Source organism: Microcystis sp. M179S2 (assembly GCF_020245805.1).
GTDB classification, from domain to species: domain Bacteria; phylum Cyanobacteriota; class Cyanobacteriia; order Cyanobacteriales; family Microcystaceae; genus Microcystis; species Microcystis aeruginosa.
In genome coordinates this window covers 1-17,773 of record NZ_JADBUE010000216.1, presented here as the reverse complement: position 1 = coordinate 17,773, position 17,773 = coordinate 1, and the positions used below count along the sequence as shown (strand labels likewise).

The following is a 17,773-nucleotide window of genomic DNA, read 5'->3' as shown; positions in this document are numbered from 1 at the left end:
AGAAATTTTATGGCAGAATTATTCAAAGGCTTCGAGCAATTAGTCGAACTGGCTAAAATCTTGGAAGAGAAACTGGAAAAAGGGGAAATTAAAACCGAAATGCAATTTAATTCCCGTCCCTTGAGTAATATTCCCCGTTCTGGCGGTATTCCCCGTTCAGGGGGAGTTTCTCGTCCGAGCAATTCTGGCGGGGATGATTTTGAGGTCAATCGCCATCGCTCATCCTCCACTGATTCAGGGGTTGAAGACACTGTGACACCGCCCGAAGGACCGACCACGTCTTCCCTGAAAGATGTTGGTGGCTTGACGGAAGTGATTAAAGAACTCAAGGAACTAATTGCCATTCCCCTGAAACGCCCTGACTTGTTGGCCAAGTTAGGACTTGAACCCACTCGCGGCGTTCTCTTAGTCGGACCCCCTGGAACCGGTAAAACCCTGACCGCCCGTGCTTTGGCCGAAGAACTCGGTGTTAACTATATTGCCTTAGTCGGACCAGAGGTGATCAGCAAATATTATGGGGAGGCTGAACAAAAACTGCGGGGAATTTTTGAGAAAGCCGGTAAGAATGCGCCTTGTATCGTTTTTATTGACGAAATTGATAGCATGGCACCCGATCGCAGTAAAGTTGAAGGGGAAGTAGAAAAAAGACTGGTGGCCCAATTGCTGGGTTTAATGGATGGCTTTGCCCAAAGCCGAGGGGTGATTGTTCTAGCGGCGACAAACCGTCCCGACCATCTTGACCCTGCCCTCCGTCGCCCTGGACGGTTTGACCGAGAAGTCCTCTTTCGGGTGCCTGACCGCAAGGGCCGTTTAGAAATCCTGCAAATTCTCACCCGTTCCATGCCCTTAGATGAATCAGTTTCCTTAGCTCTGATTGCCGATAATGCGGTGGGATTTGTCGGGTCAGATTTAAAAGCCGTTTGCCAGAAAGCGGCCTATAGTGCTTTGCGGCGCCAGGTTCCTACGATTGACTCGCAAATTCCAGAAACAATGACGGTCGTACAAGCCGACTTTTTGCAAGCCCTTAAAGAAGTTAAACCGGCGGTATTGCGGTCTGTGGAAGTGGAATCTCCCCATGTGAACTGGGACAATATTGGCGGACTTGAACAGATTAAACAAACCCTACAGGAGTCCGTGGAAGGGGCATTACTCCATCCTCAATTATACACGCAAACCAAAGCCCAAGCTCCCAAAGGTATTTTACTTTGGGGCCCCCCCGGAACGGGAAAAACCTTATTGGCCAAAGCGGTTGCATCTCAGGCGCGAGCTAATTTTATTAGTATTAATGGACCTGAGCTTTTGAGTAAATGGGTGGGTGCGAGTGAACAGGCGGTGCGTGAGTTGTTTGCCAAAGCTCGTCAGGCAGCCCCTTGTGTGGTTTTTATTGATGAAATTGATACTTTAGCACCAGCAAGAGGTCGTTATAGTGGGGATTCAGGAGTGAGTGACCGGGTTGTGGGACAAATCCTCACGGAGTTAGATGGGTTGCAAACGGGGGCAACGATTTTAGTGATTGGAGCCACTAATCGCCCAGATGCGTTAGATCCAGCCTTATTGCGAGCGGGACGGTTGGATTTACAGTTAAAAGTTGATTTACCGAATGCCTCTAGTCGTTTAGCAATTCTCGGGGTTCATAATGATGAACGTCCTTTACAGGATGTGGATTTAGGCTATTGGGCCGAGGCAACCGAAGGCTGGAATGGCGCAGATTTAGCGTTATTATGTAACCAAGCGGCACTGATGGCAATTCGTCGTTATCGCCATCAGGGAATGACTGACCCGGCTGAGATTCGCATTACAACGGCTGATTTTAATCATGCTTACCAACTGTTGGTTGAACAGCGTGCCAATTGATTTTTTTTCCCCCTTGCTTTAGTAGGGGGGAGAATCTCAATTCAGGAAAACCATCGTAAAAAGGAAAATTTTCAAAAATGTCTGCAATCATGGGTCTAATACTAAATCCGGTTATTAAAAACTGATTATTTATTTCCCCTTTTGCATGAGTGCCTGTCCTGATATGTAGCCTATACTCAACGGATTTAGTATAACTTTGTCTTGATAATTTACAAAACGATTGTAACCTGAAGAAGAAAAATTATTACGGGGTTTAACTGACAGTGTTTCTCAAAAAACTGATGTTTACTTTTCCTCTTGTCTTCTTGTTGCTAATTGGTCTAAAATTTCGGCGTGAACTTGGCGAGTAATTGGATAAAAATAGGCAAGAATTAAGCTAATGATCAGAAAAAATGCCGGTAAAGGAGCAATTGCTAGGCGAATTGCTATTAAAGCACTATCTGGCTGCAGGGGAATTGCTTCTCCTGGGATTCTCGGTTTAAAACCCGATGTTTCTAGAGCAATACCGACAAGAAATAACCCCAAAGCTAAACCAATTTTTTGCAAAAGTACCATGAAAGCATAAAAAATACCTTCTCGACGTTTTCCTGTTTCTAATTCGTCTAATTCAATCACATCGGGAACCATTGACCAAGGAATTAAATAGGCCACAGATACGCCAAATCCTGCCAAAACTGCCAAAGCATACATTAAAGTTATTTCTCCTGGTTGGAGCAAAAATAAACCAATTTGGGCAATAATCCAGAATGTCATCCCTAAAAAATAGACTATCTTTTTGTCTAATTTCTGACTAACTGCTTGCCAGAAAAATAACATCACTAAAGCTGTTCCCTGTACTGCCAAAGCGACTAAACCCGATTCTGCTTCCGATAGTCTCATGTAGCTGACGACGTAGTAAACCAAAATCGAGGCGGTTAATTGTACTCCTAACCAAGCACAAAGATAGATGCCAATAACGTATAAAAAGGGACGATTACCAAAAACTATTTTTAATTGTTCTTTCAGGGGAATAGTTTCGGTATTATTATCCGCTTCTCTCTGTTTAATTGCCGCGCTATCCTTGAGATGATTTTCAGTTTTGCCATAGTAAAGGGTTAACCCCGAAACTATCCCTTCTATTCCTAATAAAATTGTGGAAATAGCGATAAAGTCTCTGGGATTCACCCCAATTTTTCCTAGTCCATAGACCAAGGAAAGCGCACCGATAACTATAAAAGCAATTGCCAAAACTTTTTTCTGGGGAGAATTGAGAATCGCTTTTGCTCCTCGTTCTTGTAAAGCTAAAGCGCACCAAATAACTGCTATAATCGACATTAAAGCACAAACTACACCTAACAATAAAAAAGCTTGATGGAGATCGTTGGCATAGGACGATGAGACGATAATATAGAGAATTAATGAGAGAATGCTGCCCCCGATGGAAAAGGCAAAACGAAAACTATTTAAGCGGGTTCTCTCATTATAATCATAAGTTAATTCAGGGGTGAGTGCCTGGTAGGGAAGATTGACTACTGTATAGGTTAAATTAAAGATAATACCAATAAAAATATAATATAAAAATAGCCATAATTGGTTATTAGTCGGGATTAACCACAGTAAAAAATAGCTAATTCCGAAGGGAATCGACCCCAATAACATCCATGGTAAGCGACGACCCCAGATAGTACGAGTTCGATCGCTCCACATGCCAATGATCGGATCGTTAATAGCGTCGAAAATTCTCACCACCATCAGCACACTACCAGCTAATCCTGCTGGTAATCCTGCCACATCAGTGAGGAAAAATAGCAGGTAAAATACCGAGATATTGGCAGTGATAGCCGGTCCCAAATCCCCCGCACCATAGGCGATTTTTGTGGTTAAATTGAGTCTTTCAGAAGTCAAATGAGCCATAAAAGCAATTACAGAGATTAAAATAAGCTTAACCGTTCTGGGAGCAGTTGAGGAACTTTAATTTTTTTTGTCTCTAGTAATTCCTGAAAATATCTAGCGTTAAAAGGGAAGATTCCCCGATGACACAAGGGACAAAGAAATAGCTTGATCTTTGGCATCCGGGAAAATTCTGACTATTTCCCCGTCCTTCACTTTTTATCTATCGCCTTGACCAGCATCATCAGCTAAACTGACTAATATCAGTTATTTTAGCTATCAGCATCGGAATTCCCCTTATTCTGGCAGTTAAACTCAAGAAGAGCCACCAGATTGTTCTTTTTCGGACTGTTAGCGGTTAGGAGCTATTACTGGGGAGACGATCGAAATAGATCAAGAAAGTGCAATAGTACAGATAAGAGATCGGGGAAAATTTTTTCGCCAAACCTAAAACTTTTTGACGCTGACGTTCTATGATGCCTCATATCTTCCTATTTTTAGAGATTTTTTCCCAAGAAGGCGGTATTCAATCCTATATCAAGGATGTCCTGCAAGCTTATCTCACTTTGCCCGATTGCGAGGCGGCCGAGGTTTTTTTACTGCGGGATGCCCCTGATTGTCCTAATCCTTTCAAAAATCAAGGTATTACCTTTCATTACCTGAAAAATAACTCAGCAACTCTCGGACGCATTCAATTAGCCCTTAAGTTTCTAGTTTCTCTCCTCCGGAAACGTCCCCAACGGGTTTTTTGTGGTCATATAAATTTAGCCCCCCTCACCCGTCTTTACTGTCAAGCTTTAGGCATACCCTACACCGTCCTCACCTACGGCAAAGAAGTCTGGGAACCTTTACCAAATTCCCAAAAACAGGCCCTGCAAGCGGCCGAATCGATCTGGACAATTAGCCGTTACAGTCGCGATCTTATCTGTGAGGCTAACGCTATCGATCCCAAAAAAGTAGCGATTCTCCCCTGTGTGGTGGATGAAGAAAAGTTTAATTTAGGTGAAAAGTCCTTGACATTAATCAAAAAATATGATACGGAAAATGCCAAAGTTTTATTAACAGTGGCCCGGTTGTGGTCGGGGGATATCTATAAAGGGGTAGATGTTACCATTCGGGCCCTGCCGACAATTCTAGAGACTTATCCCGAAGTAAAATATCTAGTCATTGGACGTGGGGAAGATCGCCCCAGGTTAGAAGCTTTAACCAAGCAGTTAGGAGTGGATAAACAGGTAATTTTCGCGGGTTTTGTCCCGATGGAGGAATTAGCCGACCATTATCGTTTAGCCGATGCTTACGTTATGCCCTCCCGGGAAGGATTCGGGATTGTTTACCTAGAGGCCATGGCCTGTGGTATTCCCGTGATTTCTGGAGATGAGGACGGTTCAGCAGAGCCGCTGCAGGATGGTTTGGTGGGGTGGCGCGTTCCCTATCGAGATGCCGAAAAGGTGGCTAAAGCTTGTTTAGAAATTTTGCTAGGTCAGGATCAACGTTGTCACCCGCAATGGTTGCGTCAACAAACTGTAACTAAATTCGGCAAAAAGACTTTACAAGCAAAATTACGGCAGTTAATCTAATTATAACTTCATTGGGCATCGTCTCCTCAATACCGGCCACTGACTAGCCAAAACCACAACTTTGTCACTCATTATTAAGATAACTGCTATACTCCTCTATGGCTTCCCCAAAAGATTTTATTAGTCCGGTCAATTCTGGTCAAAAGTTGGTCTATCCTTTTCGCAACTATCTTAACTATCTTCACGAAAAATACTCTGATTTACAGACGGGTAAGATCGCCGATTATATTCCGGAATTAGCCCTAGCAGCTCCACAATGGTTTGGTATTTCGGTAATTACCACTGACGGTCAGATTTTTGAGGTGGGAGACTGTCGGCAAACCTTTACAGTACAATCGATTTCTAAAGCTTTTGTCTTTGGATTAGCTCTAGAAGATCACGGAAGGGAATACGTTAACAGTAAAGTCGGTGTTGAACCCACGGGGGAAGCTTTTAACTCGATTATTCTCGATGAAAAAACCAATCGTCCCTATAATCCTATGGTTAATGCTGGTGCGATCGCTACCACGGATTTAATCACCGGACAGAATGCCACGGAAAGGCTAAAACGTATTTTAGAAATGTTTAAACGCTATACGGGTAGGGATCACGAGATTAATGTCCCCGTTTTTCTCTCGGAAAAATCCACCGGCAATCGCAATCGGGCCATGGCCTATCTAATGCTAAATTTTGGCATGGTTAGCGATAAAATTGAAGAAACCCTCGATCTTTACTGTCAACAATGCGCCATCCTCGTCCATGCTCACGATTTAGCCCTGATGGCCGCTACCTTGGCTAATGGAGGTGTCAACCCAATCACAGGAATACGGGCGATCGATGAACACTACGTTCAAGATGTGATCAGTGTTATGCTTACCTGTGGAATGTACGACGCTTCGGGAGAATGGGCCTATCGGGTAGGATTACCGGCAAAAAGCGGTGTCGGGGGCGGAATTACGGCAGTAGTTCCCCATCAGTTGGGAATTGGGACTTTTTCGCCCCTTTTAGATGAAAAAGGCAACAGCATCAGAGGAGTGAAAATTTGTCAAGATATTTCAGAGGATTTTGGTTTACATTTATTCAATGTGGCTAAACCAGAACGAGATTTAAAAACGTGGCTTGAAGGCAATAGTTGATATTGATAGCTGTCCCCGGCAAGAGCGCCTACCGACCCTAAAAAATTAATTTGGCCAGAAGTCTATGGAAAAAATTTCATAAACCCCTTGACAAAAGCAGCGGATTGTGTGTAATATAAATATCGTGTGAGGAGTATAAGTTCAGCATGAGAGGAACCTTTGGGGTCGAAACACGGCAAGACTCCCAGAGGTTCTTCTTTTTCACTTCCTTATTGGCTCAAAGTCAGCCATAAAATCAGGTTTTGCCCGATCGCTAGTTTTTTCTCAAGTTATCCCTTCTAGGTCTGTTTTTGCTTGCCAAGAGCAACAGGTCAAAATTTTGCCGAAGAAACTGCACAAGAGAAGTGTAATTGCTCGTAAAATTGGGAATTAAGTACAAGGGCAATCCTATGGCAGATAAAAATAACGGTAACGGTGGCTTATTCGTCGTCGGGGTTTTAGTGGGCAGTGCGATCGGGGCAGTGGCGGGTTTATTAGTAGCACCGAGATCTGGAAAAGAAACCCGTCGAATTCTGCAAAAATCCGCCAGGGCTTTGCCTGAATTAGCCGAAGATCTGACCACAACGATGCAATTGCAGGCCGATCGCCTATCGGAATCAGCCCGGCGTAATTGGGATGATACTTTAATGAGATTAAAAGAGGCGGTGACAGCCGGAATCGAAGCTAGTCAAAGTCTAGCCACGGACAATCCCTCCCCTGACTCGCAAGAATCCCCCCAGGGCGATAATCAACACTCGAATCACTACTAAATGACCGAACCTATTTTCTGGCTAGGATGTTCTTTACTGCTAGTCGCCGTTAGTTTAACGGCGGTTTTCATCGCCGCTTTACCTGCTCTGCAAGAGTTAGCCCGGGCAGCCCGGAGTGCCGAAAAATTGTTCGATACCCTCCATCGGGAATTTCCCCCGACTCTAGAAGCAATTCGCCTAACAGGGGCGGAAATCAGCGAATTAACCGACAATATCGATGAAGGGGTCAAAAGTACCCGCCAAGTTGTCCAAGGAGTCGATCGCAGTCTCGGTAGTGCTAAAGCTGGTCTTAGCAAGCTCGATCGTGGCAGCCGTCGCCTCTTGATCGGTTTTAAAGTCGCTTGGAATACTTGGAAACGCAGTTAAGCAGATGGGGAAGTGGGAAGTGGGAAATGGGGAAATGGGGGAGTGGGGAGATAGGGGAATTTCAACTAATACCCCCAAACCCTCAAACCCCAACTCCCTAAAACCCCAACTCTCAACTCCTGACTCCTGATGACCGACTCCTGATGACCGACTCCTGATAACTGGATGACTAAAGTTGAGAATTACCTTAAGATAAAGTAAATAAGTGTAAAGAAACTGAAAGTTAGCCTACACCCTTGCTGAAAAAATTCTCATTGTCTAGAAGTGCTATGCTCAATCGTTTTTGCCGAGGAATCTCGATCGCTCTTGTAATTGGTGTCATTAGCTGTCTGGGTTGGATTATCTGCCCAAATCAAGCTCTAGCGGTGAATAATCCCGAATTACTGCCCAATCAAGCCACTCCGATCGTTGATTTAGCCAATTATCTACCCGCAAAACAGGAAGAGGCATTAATCCGAGATATCGAGACATTTCAAGGGGAAACCGGCTGGAAAATGCGAGTTTTAACCCAATATGACCGCAGCCCCGGCCGGGCAGTGATTAATTTCTGGGGATTGGATGATAAAAGTATTCTCCTAGTGGCCGATGGTCGGGGCGGTAATCTACTATCTTTTAGTATTGGTGATGCCGTCTATGAATTTTTACCCCGCACTTTTTGGATCGAGTTACAGGCCCGTTTCGGTAATATGTATTTTGTCCGGGAAAATGGCGAAAATAATGCGATCGTACAATCCTTAGACACGGTAAAAGGCTGTTTAGTTAAAGGTGGTTGTGCGGTAGTCCCCGGTTTACCGAGGGAACAGTGGATTTTAACTTTAATTACCTCAATTGTCGGCGGTTTAGTCTTCGGTTTTGCCGGTATTCCCCGCAAAGAAGGACAGGTTTTCGCTTGGCAATGGGTTTTAATTGTCTCTCCCCTCTGGTTTATCCTCTTTGTTGCTTTTGGCATCGGACCGGTGGTTACTCGCACCAGTGAATTACTGCCCCTTTTCCGCAATTTAATCGGTTTTGCCCTCGGAGTTTTAGTCGCCTATCTTTCCCCTCGTTTTAATTCCCTCAATGCCTCAAAAACCTAAAAATTAGCGGCTTTTCAGTGATCAGTAATCAGTAATCAGTGAAAAGGAAGTAGCGAAGTTTTTACCTATAAATGATAGCTGACGGCGGCCCCTCATGGTTCGATCGATCTAGCTCTGTTACAATTAGAAAAATTGTGGAGTGAGTGAGATAACGTTTATGTGGGTCAATACTCAAAGTGAGATTATTAGTAAGGTTTTGCCGCCAGCAGTACGTCTGTTCTTGCGTTCGCAAGTAGAACAGATAGAAGATTTAGAAATGCAGCTGCAAGGTCATGATCGGCAAATTTTGCGCGGTTATATCCCCGGGGTATTTTTAGCCGTAGGAAAAGCGATTTATCAAGGTTTACATCTAGGTAAAGCGCAATTAAGAGGGGAAAATATTCGTCTTAATATCGGGCAGGTTTTGCGAGGGAAACCCCTAAAAATTTTGGAACCTATTCGGGTTAGCGGTGAGGTGGAAATTAACGAGCAGGATTTAAATAATTCGATCGCCTCGACTATTTTAGTTAATGCTTTTGCTGATTTACTAATTTTTTCCCTAGAAAATAACGGAATTGTTAACGCCAGAGAAATTATCTCACAACAGCGTTTTAACTGGAAAAATGTTCTTCTAAATCAGGGCTATTTCTCTCTTCTCGGCCATAGAGAAACAGGTGCAGAAGTAATTTTTACTGCTGATATTACCTTAAAAGATGCCCGCACTTTAGGGATTAGTCCCCGACAATGGCAAGGTTTAGCCCCAGATTTATCTATTGATTTGCAACCTTTTACCGTCGATTTAGGCAAAGATGTGGAGATTAAATCTTTTATTCTCGACGATCAAACTCTTTTCTGTCAGGGAAGTTTTTTGATTTTACCTTAAAAATAAACGGGATGATTCCGGTGGGTTAACTTAGTTTAACCCGCCTAATTATTACCCCGGATTCTGTGCGATTAAAATAATTGTTTGTATTAGTCCAACTAGAAGACCGAGAATACCACCAAGATTAACAATTCCCTGTAATTCCTGTTTAACAATTCCTTGAATAGCATTTTCCAGATCGGCCGGGGAAGTGGCATTCACCCGATCGCGGATTACCTGATCGATGTTGAGAATCGGGATAATTTGGGCGACTAATTTCTCTAAATCTTCCTCTAGATAACGCTCTAAAATTAACGCTAACTCTTGACTAATTACCCCTAATGATGTAGTCATTGACACCGAGGATTGCAGACGATTAATAATTAAATTAGCGATTTGATCCCAGTCGATCGTTTGTCCAAAATCTTGCAGAAATTGTTCGCCACTTTCTTGAATATAAATTCGCACCGTATCCCTGGTGGTTTTACGCAATTGTCTGACGGTGGAGATAGGTAAATTTTGTAAAGAGATACTTTGTAACCAGTTTTTCAGACGATTACGCATCTCTAAAGATAGTAATAATTCTTTGATTCTGGTATTAGCTAAATCCTTTTCATCAAGGCAAAAAGTGCGTAAGCGGGCCAGGGCATTGCGTAAACCGAATAAATTGGCTACTACCCAATAGGTTCCACTGGTTTTTTCCCGAAATCCTTCATCGATAACCTGAATATTGCGATCGGTTAAAAAATCGATTAAAGCTAGACGGATAACATCAGCAGGTAGGACAGTTTCTAATAGCCAATCGGAGAATTGTCGCGCCTGTTGTTCACTGAGAGAAAATTCTAAGACTAGGCGATCAAAAATTTGATTGATCTGTTTTTCTAAAAAGTCCTGCCGTCGGGCTAAAACTTTTAGTAATCTCGCTAAAGATTCCCCGAATAAATCGTGAAGAATCGCCGCCAAAATCTCGGCTGTTTTTGCTTGCCGATCGCCTTTTATTTGTTTTAAAGCTAATTGTAACAGCCAGAGGATCGCCCCCTGTACCCTTTCGGTGTCGAGGAGTCGTTTAGCCAGTTTTTGTAATTCCTCGGGAGTTAACAGGGAACCCATGATCGTATCCGATACCCGGACAGCTAATCGATCTTGATTGCGAGGAATTAGCCCCGGGGTGAAGGGAAGAGGACGCTTACCGATATAAATCGCTTTGTAGGGACGAAATAGCATTTTTATGGCTACATCGTTCGTAAAATAGCCAATAATTGCCCCCGCGATCGGCGGTAAGAGCCATGTCCAAAGAGTAGGGAGATTCAATTTAGCAGCAAAAAATAAACGGAAATGTGAGTAAGTTATTTCTTCAAGACTAACACTCCCATCAGTCCTGCTAGGAGTGGATAGTGAACGGCACCGGAAAATCCCGACCGATAGCCTAATTTTACCTGTTCTCGGCCCTGGGGAAAGCGATCGATACTGGGACTAATATAAGCGTACTGGTCAGTTAAGCCGTAGCGCTCGGCGGCGGGAACGACGATATGATCGAGATACCAGTTTTGGAATAGTTTGGCGATGGTTTGGGTAGGTTGATGGAAGTCAAGAATCGCCGCTTTAGCACCCGGTTTCAAGACTCGGTATAATTCCCCCAAACATTGGGCAATATCGACCACATTGCGTAATCCATAGCCGATAGTGGCACAATCAAAGCTAGAATCGGCAAAGGGTAAATTGAGGGCATCCCCTTCCATCCAGTTAATATTAGTGGCGCTAAAACGTTGACGGGCGATTTTTAATTGTTGTGGGGAAAAATCTAGTCCGATCACTTTGCCAGTTTTACCCACTTGTTTTGATAATAGGTTAGTCAGGTCGCCGCTACCACAACAGATATCGAGAGCAAAATCCCCTTTTTCGGGTTGACACCACTTGACTGTCATTAATTTCCAGACGCGGTGTAATCCTAAACTTAATTCTTGATTAAGGCGGTCATATTCGGGAGCGATCTGATCAAAAATTGCTTGTATTTCTGTGGAGTTAGGTGAGGATTGATTGGACATTTTTATAATATAGCACCAGAGAAAATCCCAGATGAAGTTATACCATTCTATCCTATCTGCGCTCACGGAGATAAGCTGTTGAGCATCCACAGCAGTTATCTTCATGGTGGGGAACAGTGACTTAGATTACACTTCATCTATCTGATCATCTCCCGGCCGCAATTCGATCGAAAGTCCTTCCCGGGCGAGAATAGTTTCAGGGAAAATCTTTCTTGCCTCTTCCCCAATGCGATCAAGAAAATCGTCATTATGGGCGGGATCGTGATGAAATAGAACTAACTGCTTAACTTGCGCTGCCTGGGCGATTTTGACTGCTTGCTGCCAAGTGGAATGACCCCAACCCACCTTAGAATACTTAGGATCGTTGTATTCCTCATCGGTGTAGGTAGCATCAATAATCATTACATCCGCTTGCCAGGCCAAAGCCAGAATGTTATCATCAAGGCGATCGGGAAAATGTTCGGTATCGGTAATATATGCTGCCGATAAACCCTGCCAATTTACCCGATAACCCACCGCTTCTCCTGGATGATTTAAAGGACGGGTTTCGACGGTGACATCCCCACAGTGGAGGGTTTCGCCCATTTCTAGATTATAAAATTCTAAATCGGCCCGCATAATCTGCAAAGGCACGGGAAAATTGGGATGTGACATCTGATCGTGTAATCTTTGCTTCATGGTCACCCCGTTGGGGGAGGGAACTGCGTAGATTTTAAAAGTATTGCCCCGGATAAAAGCAGGGATAAAAAAAGGAAAACCCTGAGTATGATCCCAATGGGAGTGGGTGAAAAATAAATGGGCTTTCGCTGGACTTTCTGCCATCAAAGACTGTCCTAGAATGCGTAACCCCGTACCACCGTCAAAAATTAATCTTTCTCCACCGACTTGCATCTCTACACAGGAAGTATTACCACCATAACGAACGGTTTCCGAACCAGGACAGGGGATACTTCCCCGTACTCCCCAAAATTTGATCTGGAAACGGTTGTCGGGCATATCAGAAGTTCCTCTACTTGTGCTGATGGGCTAATAGTTAGATTAGCACTCTTCTACAATATGAGTCCGTGGCCTGATGACAAGCACGATGATTTACGATAGTGGAAAAGGATTATAGTTTTCGGGAAAGCAAGGTATGGATTTACAGAAATTCTTAGAAAAACTGCCTCAACAGTATCAGGATTGGGGATCGGCTTTAATGTCGCCTATTTCCGAGCAATTAACCCTTTTAAGCCAAAAAACCGCATCTTATCCCGATCGCAATCTCTTTCCCCTACTCAATTTAGCCGTTGCCTGTCTGCAACCGGACGAGGTTTACTGTCAAGTGGGTTGTTTTCGTCGCGGTAGTTTAGTCGCCGCTTTCTGCGATAATAGCGATCGCTACGGTTATGGCGTAGAAGCTTTTTTTAAATACGATCCATCGGGAGAAAAACTAACTATATTATCCCAGGATTTGGAGGATTTTCAACTATCAGAACAAATATTTTTAAGCGATCAAGAAACGGAAAACTTTTTCGATGATCTCGAAGAACTAAACAGTGAAGAAAAGCTGGGAGTTTATTACTACGATGCCCACGAAGACTATCGATCGCTCTTGATCTCCTTACTTTTAGCCAAAAAATTCTGGTCTGATTCCGCTTTAATTATGATCAATAAATGTCAGCATCCTGCTCTCCAACAGGCGATAAAAGATTTTCTTAAAACCCATCCCCAAGCCCAGATAATTTTAGATGATCAAGTCGCTAATCACGGTTTGCTTGGTTTGAAAAATATTTGTTTATTAGCTTGGAATGCTCCCCCAGAGATAACAGCGCTAAAATCCCCGAAAAAACTGGTTTTAAATGTGGGTTGTGGTCCCTATAATCCCGAAGCTTTACCCCAACTATTCCGCGATGGCAATTGGCAAGAAATTCGCCTCGATATCAATACTGCTGTTAACCCAGATATTTTAGGAACGATTACTGATTTAAGTGCCGTTCCCGATAACTGCGTCGATGCGGTTTTTTCTAGTCATAATCTAGAACATATTTATCATTACGAAGTTCCCATCGCCCTAGAGGAATTTAAACGCATTCTTAAACCCGAAGGCTTTTTGATGATCGTGGTTCCCGATATGCAAACTGCCGCCGAATTTGTCGCTAGAGGCGATATGGAAAATGAACCTTTATATATTTCTCCCGGTGGTCCCGTGCGAGCTTTATGGATGTTTTACGGCATGGGAACAGAAGTCCCCGGAATGCCCTATATGGCTCACAAAACTGGTTTTACCTCTCAAAATCTCAACCAGAAATTCCAAGAAGCAAATTTTGCCAGAGTCGAGGTAATTCGCACGGAATTTGAGTTAGTTGCTTTTGGGTATAAGTGAGGAAAGATTAGCAAAAATTGCCCGCAATTGTGGGACGATTCTTTCCCTTTGATTGATTAAATAAATACTAACGAGGGTTAAAGATACCCCCACCCATTGCAATACACTTAACATCTCACCGAGGAATAAATTCCCGAAAGTGAGGGCAAAAACCGGAGTTAAAAAAGTTAAAGAACTTAAACTGGTTAAATTGCCCTTGGCGGCTAAATAAAAGAATATTCCATAGGCGATCGCACTACCAAAAATCGTGGCATAACTTAAAGCTAACCAACCATTTAAATCGATATTCTGCCATTGATGGGATTCTCTGAAACCTGAAGCTAAAAATAGGGGCAATCCCCCTAAAATCATGTGCCATCCCGTGGCGCTGACGGGATCCGCATGACGACAGACAAACCGGATTAAGACTGTTCCCACCGCCATGGATAGGGAAGCCAAAAGCATCAGCATTTCGCCGCTATTTAGTAATTCTTGCCAGCTAAAGTCAATATTTACCGCTTTTTGTCCAAAAAAGTCATAAAACCATTGATCGGGCAAGCCAATTAAACTAATTCCCCCAATTCCTAAACCCAATCCCAACCATCCCCAGACACCGATAACTTCCTTAAATAGCCAACTCGACATTAAAGCCACCGCTAGGGGTTGGGAGTCAATAATTACCGATCCTAACCCTGCCCCGGTGCGATTTAATCCCAATGCCAGAAAACCTTGAAAAAGAGTGGCATCCATCAGAGCAAAAAGGGCAATCCATAGCCACGCTTGCAGGGTTTTGGGCTGAGGACGACCTAAAAACCAAGCTACTATTAAAACTAACATTCCGGCGGGGACAAGGCGAATTCCCGCCATAAATAGGGGGGTAGTATGGGGGATAACACCCTTCATCGCTACCATCGCTGTTCCCCAGAGAAAAAACGGTGAGATAAATAAGAGGGGCGAGGATTTCTTTAAATCTAGGTTTTCCATAGGTAGGGTTTGCTGAATAAATGTGAAATATAGACGAGGTAAGGGTTTTAGTGGCTTGTTTCGCTCCCACAGGTGCAAGATTTTGAGAGAATCGTGGTTCCAAACCTTGCTTCTTCGGGGCGAAGCATTCGGGCATAACCTATCGCTGAAACCGTAGATTTCCTATCCGAATGCTTCGCCCCTACTTTTTCAGCAAACCCTAGGTAGCGATCGAGTGTTGTAGATAACAAATTTCTCTAATTGTATAGTAGAGACTGGGTATCGGCTCTTAATTCTCTTGACTTTCTCCTAACTGATTTTCCTCTAAAGCTGTTATTGGTTTTTCTTCGCTCGATCCGATCCAGATCGCAATCATTCCGGCGATAGGAATGGAGAGAAAAACCCCTAATAATCCCGCAACTCTTTCGCCGATAAAGAGAGATAAAAATAAAATTACCGGGTTTAATTCTAGGGCATTGCCCATAACTTTAGGGCGAATAATATTATCTTGAATTTGCACCAAGACAACACAGACAATAAAAGCTTTAACGGCAATTGCTAGTCCCTGGGAGGTAAAAGTCAAGATAGTTACCAACAAAATGCCCAAGGTTGCCCCGATACCAGGGATAGCATCGATAACACCGAGAATGCTCGCTAAAATTAGCCCATATTTGATTCCTAATAGGGAAAAACTTAAGAAACTCGTCACCGATAAAAAGAGCATTAACAACAGTTGCCCGCGAATAAATCCCAGAAAACTTTGTCGAAAAGACTTGGCAAAACGCTCCCGGTATGCTATGGGGAGAAGTTGCAAAAAACTTCGCCAGAGTTTATCACCGTCGATGAGCATATAAACACTGATCACCGCCCCGAAAATGCCCGTAAAGACACTGGAAAAAACTCCCTGTACGAGCGATAAACCCGTGGCTAAACCGGTTTGTAAGCTTCCCACCATTTTATTCAAATCTAACCGATCGAGAAAGTCTTGAAAGGGTAAAAAATCTTTTTGACTCAGGGCATCGGTAAGATTAAATAGTAGTCCTCTCCCCTGATTAACTGCTTCTAATCCTATGCCTGTGACTAATCCAAATAGGAGGATAAAAGCTGCTAGGGTGGTAATAGCAATGGCTAGTCCTCTCGGTAGATAACGGGATAACCAAACCACAGGATAATTTAATAGGGCGGCCAGGACTGCCGAACCAGTAAAAATAGCGATCATCCCGTAGAAATAGTTAATTAAGATAATTAGACTCCAGCCACAGCCAAATAATAATAGATAGCGCACTAGAATCGAGTTATTCAGAGTTTTCCAAAAGGAGCTAGAAGGGGGCATAAATAAAGCTAGAAATAGGATTTTAGCATTTAGAATTGTTTTAACAAAGCTTCCCGCATGACCGAGACGGGGACGGGTTGACCTAACCAGATTTCTAGTGCGATCGCTCCCTGATTAACTAACATTTCTAACCCATCAATAATTCTGATCCCTCTAGTCCGGGCCAACCGGAGAAATTTGGTCGGCCGGGGATTATAAATTAGATCGTAGGCGATCGCCGATGGGGGTAAAAGGTCTAATAATTCTAACTCAACAGGGGATTGTTCGCCCTGGGGGGACATTCCGATGGGGGTAGAATTAATCAGGAGTTCTGTGGTGGATACCAGCCCCTCTAATTCGTCCCAGCTATGCACTTCTAGGAGGTCATAGAGGCTGGTATTCGCCCAACTTTCTTTAAAAGGATCTAATTTCTTTTGATTGCGTCCTACCACATGAATTTCGCCACAGCCCAACTGGGCGCAAGCCACCACCACCGCCCGGGCAGCGCCGCCATTGCCTAAAATAACTGGATTCACCCGACTCCAATCTTTGTCAAGGGATTTCAAGGGTGCGAGAAAGCCATCCACATCGGTATTCGTTCCCTGCCAGCCGGTTTCCGTGCGCCAGACGGTGTTAACTGCGCCCACTAGCCTGGCTTTCTCGGTAATTTGCGATAATAAGGGAATAATTGCTAATTTATGGGGAATTGTGACGCTAAAACCCTCTAGAGCGATGGCGGACAAACCAGCGATCGCAGTTGCCAAATTTTCCGGGGCGATCGGTAGGGGAAGATAGACATAATTTAGCCCCAAGGCATCGATAGCGGCATTGTGCATGGGGGGAGAAAGAGTATGGCCGATAGGATCGCCGATTACGCCTAATAACTTGGTTTTTCCGTTAATAATGGTCATAAAAAAAGGTGGGCTTTCCCCACCAAAGTTTGATATCAAGGGTGGCCAATGCTCACCTTACTATACTATTTCTTGATTTCGCGGGCCATTTTCAGGAAAGGATTGATATTGTCATCGTTAGCGCGACGAACGTTATCATTAGCAGCGTTAGCCTTACTACTAGCCTCGGAAGTGGCCGATTTTGCCACAATACCGTTATCGGTGACTTTGCTGACTTCCATAGAAGAAATCTGTTTAATCGATTCGCCACCCTTTTTATTCGAGGCAGTTTTCGGGAAAGTACGTCGGATCGTGATCGGTGTCCGCATAAAGTCGATATCACCGAGAGTTTTAGCGTCATCGGGTTCCAAGTAAAAAGCCTCTTTCGGTTCCGGTGCGCTCATATCCATCGGTTCATCGACGTATTTCGTCTTATTGCCAAACAGGCCAAAGAATCCAGCCATTTTCTCGCTCTCCTAAATAAATATATTTACCATAAATTGCTGCTCATTGTTAAATAATATCAATATTTATGACAAAAAGCTAGGTAGGGTGTGCTGAATAAGTCTGTTGGTGGGGTTAGTAGCCGGTCATCAGGAGACAGGAGACGGGAGACAGGAGACAGGAGTTAGTATTCAGGAGTCAGTATTCAGGAGTCAGTATTCAGGAGTCAGTATTCAGGAGTCAGTATTCAGGAGTCAGTATTCAGGAGTCAGTATTCAGGAGTCAGGATATTATTTTTATTTATTATCCCCACACCCCATCACCCCACACC

16 protein-coding genes and 1 pseudogene are annotated in these 17,773 nt (G+C 43.7%); 9 read left to right on the top strand and 8 right to left on the bottom strand.

The features are described 5' to 3' along the window. The first annotated feature begins 9 nt into the window (after positions 1–9). Positions 10–1,854, top strand: coding sequence for an AAA family ATPase (locus IM500_RS13440; RefSeq protein ID WP_287738654.1), 1,845 nt, complete (start codon positions 10–12; stop codon positions 1,852–1,854). A 285-nt stretch (positions 1,855–2,139) separates the two neighbouring features. Here the strand turns inward: IM500_RS13440 and IM500_RS13435 are convergent, their stop codons facing one another. Then, positions 2,140–3,747 (bottom strand): MFS transporter, encoded by a 1,608-nt coding sequence (locus IM500_RS13435; RefSeq protein ID WP_287738653.1) that lies wholly within the window; start codon positions 3,745–3,747, stop codon positions 2,140–2,142. Positions 3,748–4,196: 449 nt separating this feature from the next. Between IM500_RS13435 and IM500_RS13430 the strand changes: the two genes are divergently transcribed. The 6 genes from IM500_RS13430 (at position 4,197) to IM500_RS13405 (ending at position 9,468) form a co-directional block, all read left to right on the top strand. Then, a complete protein-coding gene (locus IM500_RS13430; RefSeq protein ID WP_287738652.1) occupies positions 4,197–5,300 on the top strand; it encodes a glycosyltransferase family 4 protein in 1,104 nt (367 codons plus the stop codon). A 98-nt stretch (positions 5,301–5,398) separates the two neighbouring features. Next, positions 5,399–6,415: a glutaminase A gene (gene glsA, locus IM500_RS13425; RefSeq protein WP_190723173.1), complete on the top strand. Its 1,017-nt coding sequence runs from the start codon at positions 5,399–5,401 to the stop codon at positions 6,413–6,415. A 389-nt stretch (positions 6,416–6,804) separates the two neighbouring features. Next, entirely contained in the window at positions 6,805–7,164 is a 360-nt protein-coding gene (locus IM500_RS13420; RefSeq protein ID WP_002761233.1) for a YtxH domain-containing protein, read from the top strand. Beyond that, positions 7,165–7,530 carry a hypothetical protein gene (locus tag IM500_RS13415; RefSeq protein ID WP_002735843.1) on the top strand — a complete coding sequence of 122 codons (366 nt, stop codon included), beginning with the start codon at positions 7,165–7,167 and terminating at the stop codon, positions 7,528–7,530. It abuts the gene before it with no gap. A 269-nt stretch (positions 7,531–7,799) separates the two neighbouring features. Next, positions 7,800–8,606 carry a TPM domain-containing protein gene (locus tag IM500_RS13410; protein ID WP_012266581.1) on the top strand — a complete coding sequence of 269 codons (807 nt, stop codon included), beginning with the start codon at positions 7,800–7,802 and terminating at the stop codon, positions 8,604–8,606. Between the two features lie 157 nt (positions 8,607–8,763). After that, positions 8,764–9,468 carry an LmeA family phospholipid-binding protein gene (locus tag IM500_RS13405; protein WP_190723172.1) on the top strand — a complete coding sequence of 235 codons (705 nt, stop codon included), beginning with the start codon at positions 8,764–8,766 and terminating at the stop codon, positions 9,466–9,468. A gap of 51 nt (positions 9,469–9,519) precedes the next feature. On the opposite strand, the gene IM500_RS13400 is transcribed toward IM500_RS13405, so the two are convergent. The 3 genes from IM500_RS13400 to IM500_RS13390 all read right to left on the bottom strand — a co-directional run bounded on the left by IM500_RS13400 (position 9,520) and on the right by IM500_RS13390 (position 12,488). Then, positions 9,520–10,758, bottom strand: coding sequence for a DUF445 domain-containing protein (locus tag IM500_RS13400; protein ID WP_061431815.1), 1,239 nt, complete (start codon positions 10,756–10,758; stop codon positions 9,520–9,522). Positions 10,759–10,793: 35 nt separating this feature from the next. Continuing rightward, entirely contained in the window at positions 10,794–11,492 is a 699-nt protein-coding gene (gene ubiE / locus IM500_RS13395) for a bifunctional demethylmenaquinone methyltransferase/2-methoxy-6-polyprenyl-1,4-benzoquinol methylase UbiE (protein ID WP_287738663.1), read from the bottom strand. Between the two features lie 126 nt (positions 11,493–11,618). Continuing rightward, a complete protein-coding gene (locus IM500_RS13390) occupies positions 11,619–12,488 on the bottom strand; it encodes an MBL fold metallo-hydrolase (RefSeq protein ID WP_190723170.1) in 870 nt (289 codons plus the stop codon). Positions 12,489–12,624: 136 nt separating this feature from the next. On the opposite strand from IM500_RS13390, the gene IM500_RS13385 reads away from it, so the two are divergent. Further along, positions 12,625–13,854, top strand: coding sequence for a class I SAM-dependent methyltransferase (locus IM500_RS13385; protein WP_190723169.1), 1,230 nt, complete (start codon positions 12,625–12,627; stop codon positions 13,852–13,854). Here the strand turns inward: IM500_RS13385 and IM500_RS13380 are convergent. From IM500_RS13380 to IM500_RS13365, 4 genes are all read right to left on the bottom strand, one after another. Beyond that, positions 13,831–14,817, bottom strand: a complete 987-nt coding sequence (locus tag IM500_RS13380; RefSeq protein ID WP_287738650.1) for a DMT family transporter — start codon at positions 14,815–14,817, stop codon at positions 13,831–13,833. The genes IM500_RS13385 and IM500_RS13380 overlap by 24 nt on opposite strands. Positions 14,818–15,085: 268 nt before the next feature. Next, on the bottom strand, positions 15,086–16,129 hold the full coding sequence (locus tag IM500_RS13375; RefSeq protein ID WP_190723167.1) for an AI-2E family transporter: 1,044 nt from the start codon (positions 16,127–16,129) through the stop codon (positions 15,086–15,088). 29 nt (positions 16,130–16,158) lie between these two features. After that, positions 16,159–17,019, bottom strand: a complete 861-nt coding sequence (locus tag IM500_RS13370; protein WP_287738649.1) for a shikimate dehydrogenase — start codon at positions 17,017–17,019, stop codon at positions 16,159–16,161. A 65-nt stretch (positions 17,020–17,084) separates the two neighbouring features. Continuing rightward, a complete protein-coding gene (locus tag IM500_RS13365; protein ID WP_190723165.1) occupies positions 17,085–17,462 on the bottom strand; it encodes a hypothetical protein in 378 nt (125 codons plus the stop codon). 106 nt (positions 17,463–17,568) lie between these two features. Between IM500_RS13365 and IM500_RS13360 the strand changes: the two are divergent. Continuing rightward, positions 17,569–17,773: pseudogene (locus tag IM500_RS13360) on the top strand (hypothetical protein); the annotation flags it as partial.

What these genes read in the sequence shown, in the direction of transcription:
- IM500_RS13420 (WP_002761233.1), top strand. Translation starts at nt 6,805, where the DNA reads ATGGCAGATAAAAATAACGGTAACGGTGGCTTATTCGTCGTCGGGGTT.
- ubiE (WP_287738663.1), bottom strand. Translation starts at nt 11,492, where the DNA reads ATGTCCAATCAATCCTCACCTAACTCCACAGAAATACAAGCAATTTTT.
- IM500_RS13405 (WP_190723172.1), top strand. Translation starts at nt 8,764, where the DNA reads ATGTGGGTCAATACTCAAAGTGAGATTATTAGTAAGGTTTTGCCGCCA.
- IM500_RS13370 (WP_287738649.1), bottom strand. Translation starts at nt 17,019, where the DNA reads ATGACCATTATTAACGGAAAAACCAAGTTATTAGGCGTAATCGGCGAT.
- IM500_RS13375 (WP_190723167.1), bottom strand. Translation starts at nt 16,129, where the DNA reads ATGCCCCCTTCTAGCTCCTTTTGGAAAACTCTGAATAACTCGATTCTA.
- IM500_RS13430 (WP_287738652.1), top strand. Translation starts at nt 4,197, where the DNA reads ATGATGCCTCATATCTTCCTATTTTTAGAGATTTTTTCCCAAGAAGGC.
- IM500_RS13380 (WP_287738650.1), bottom strand. Translation starts at nt 14,817, where the DNA reads ATGGAAAACCTAGATTTAAAGAAATCCTCGCCCCTCTTATTTATCTCA.
- IM500_RS13410 (WP_012266581.1), top strand. Translation starts at nt 7,800, where the DNA reads ATGCTCAATCGTTTTTGCCGAGGAATCTCGATCGCTCTTGTAATTGGT.
- IM500_RS13440 (WP_287738654.1), top strand. Translation starts at nt 10, where the DNA reads ATGGCAGAATTATTCAAAGGCTTCGAGCAATTAGTCGAACTGGCTAAA.
- IM500_RS13365 (WP_190723165.1), bottom strand. Translation starts at nt 17,462, where the DNA reads ATGGCTGGATTCTTTGGCCTGTTTGGCAATAAGACGAAATACGTCGAT.
- IM500_RS13435 (WP_287738653.1), bottom strand. Translation starts at nt 3,747, where the DNA reads ATGGCTCATTTGACTTCTGAAAGACTCAATTTAACCACAAAAATCGCC.
- IM500_RS13390 (WP_190723170.1), bottom strand. Translation starts at nt 12,488, where the DNA reads ATGCCCGACAACCGTTTCCAGATCAAATTTTGGGGAGTACGGGGAAGT.
- IM500_RS13415 (WP_002735843.1), top strand. Translation starts at nt 7,165, where the DNA reads ATGACCGAACCTATTTTCTGGCTAGGATGTTCTTTACTGCTAGTCGCC.
- glsA (WP_190723173.1), top strand. Translation starts at nt 5,399, where the DNA reads ATGGCTTCCCCAAAAGATTTTATTAGTCCGGTCAATTCTGGTCAAAAG.
- IM500_RS13385 (WP_190723169.1), top strand. Translation starts at nt 12,625, where the DNA reads ATGGATTTACAGAAATTCTTAGAAAAACTGCCTCAACAGTATCAGGAT.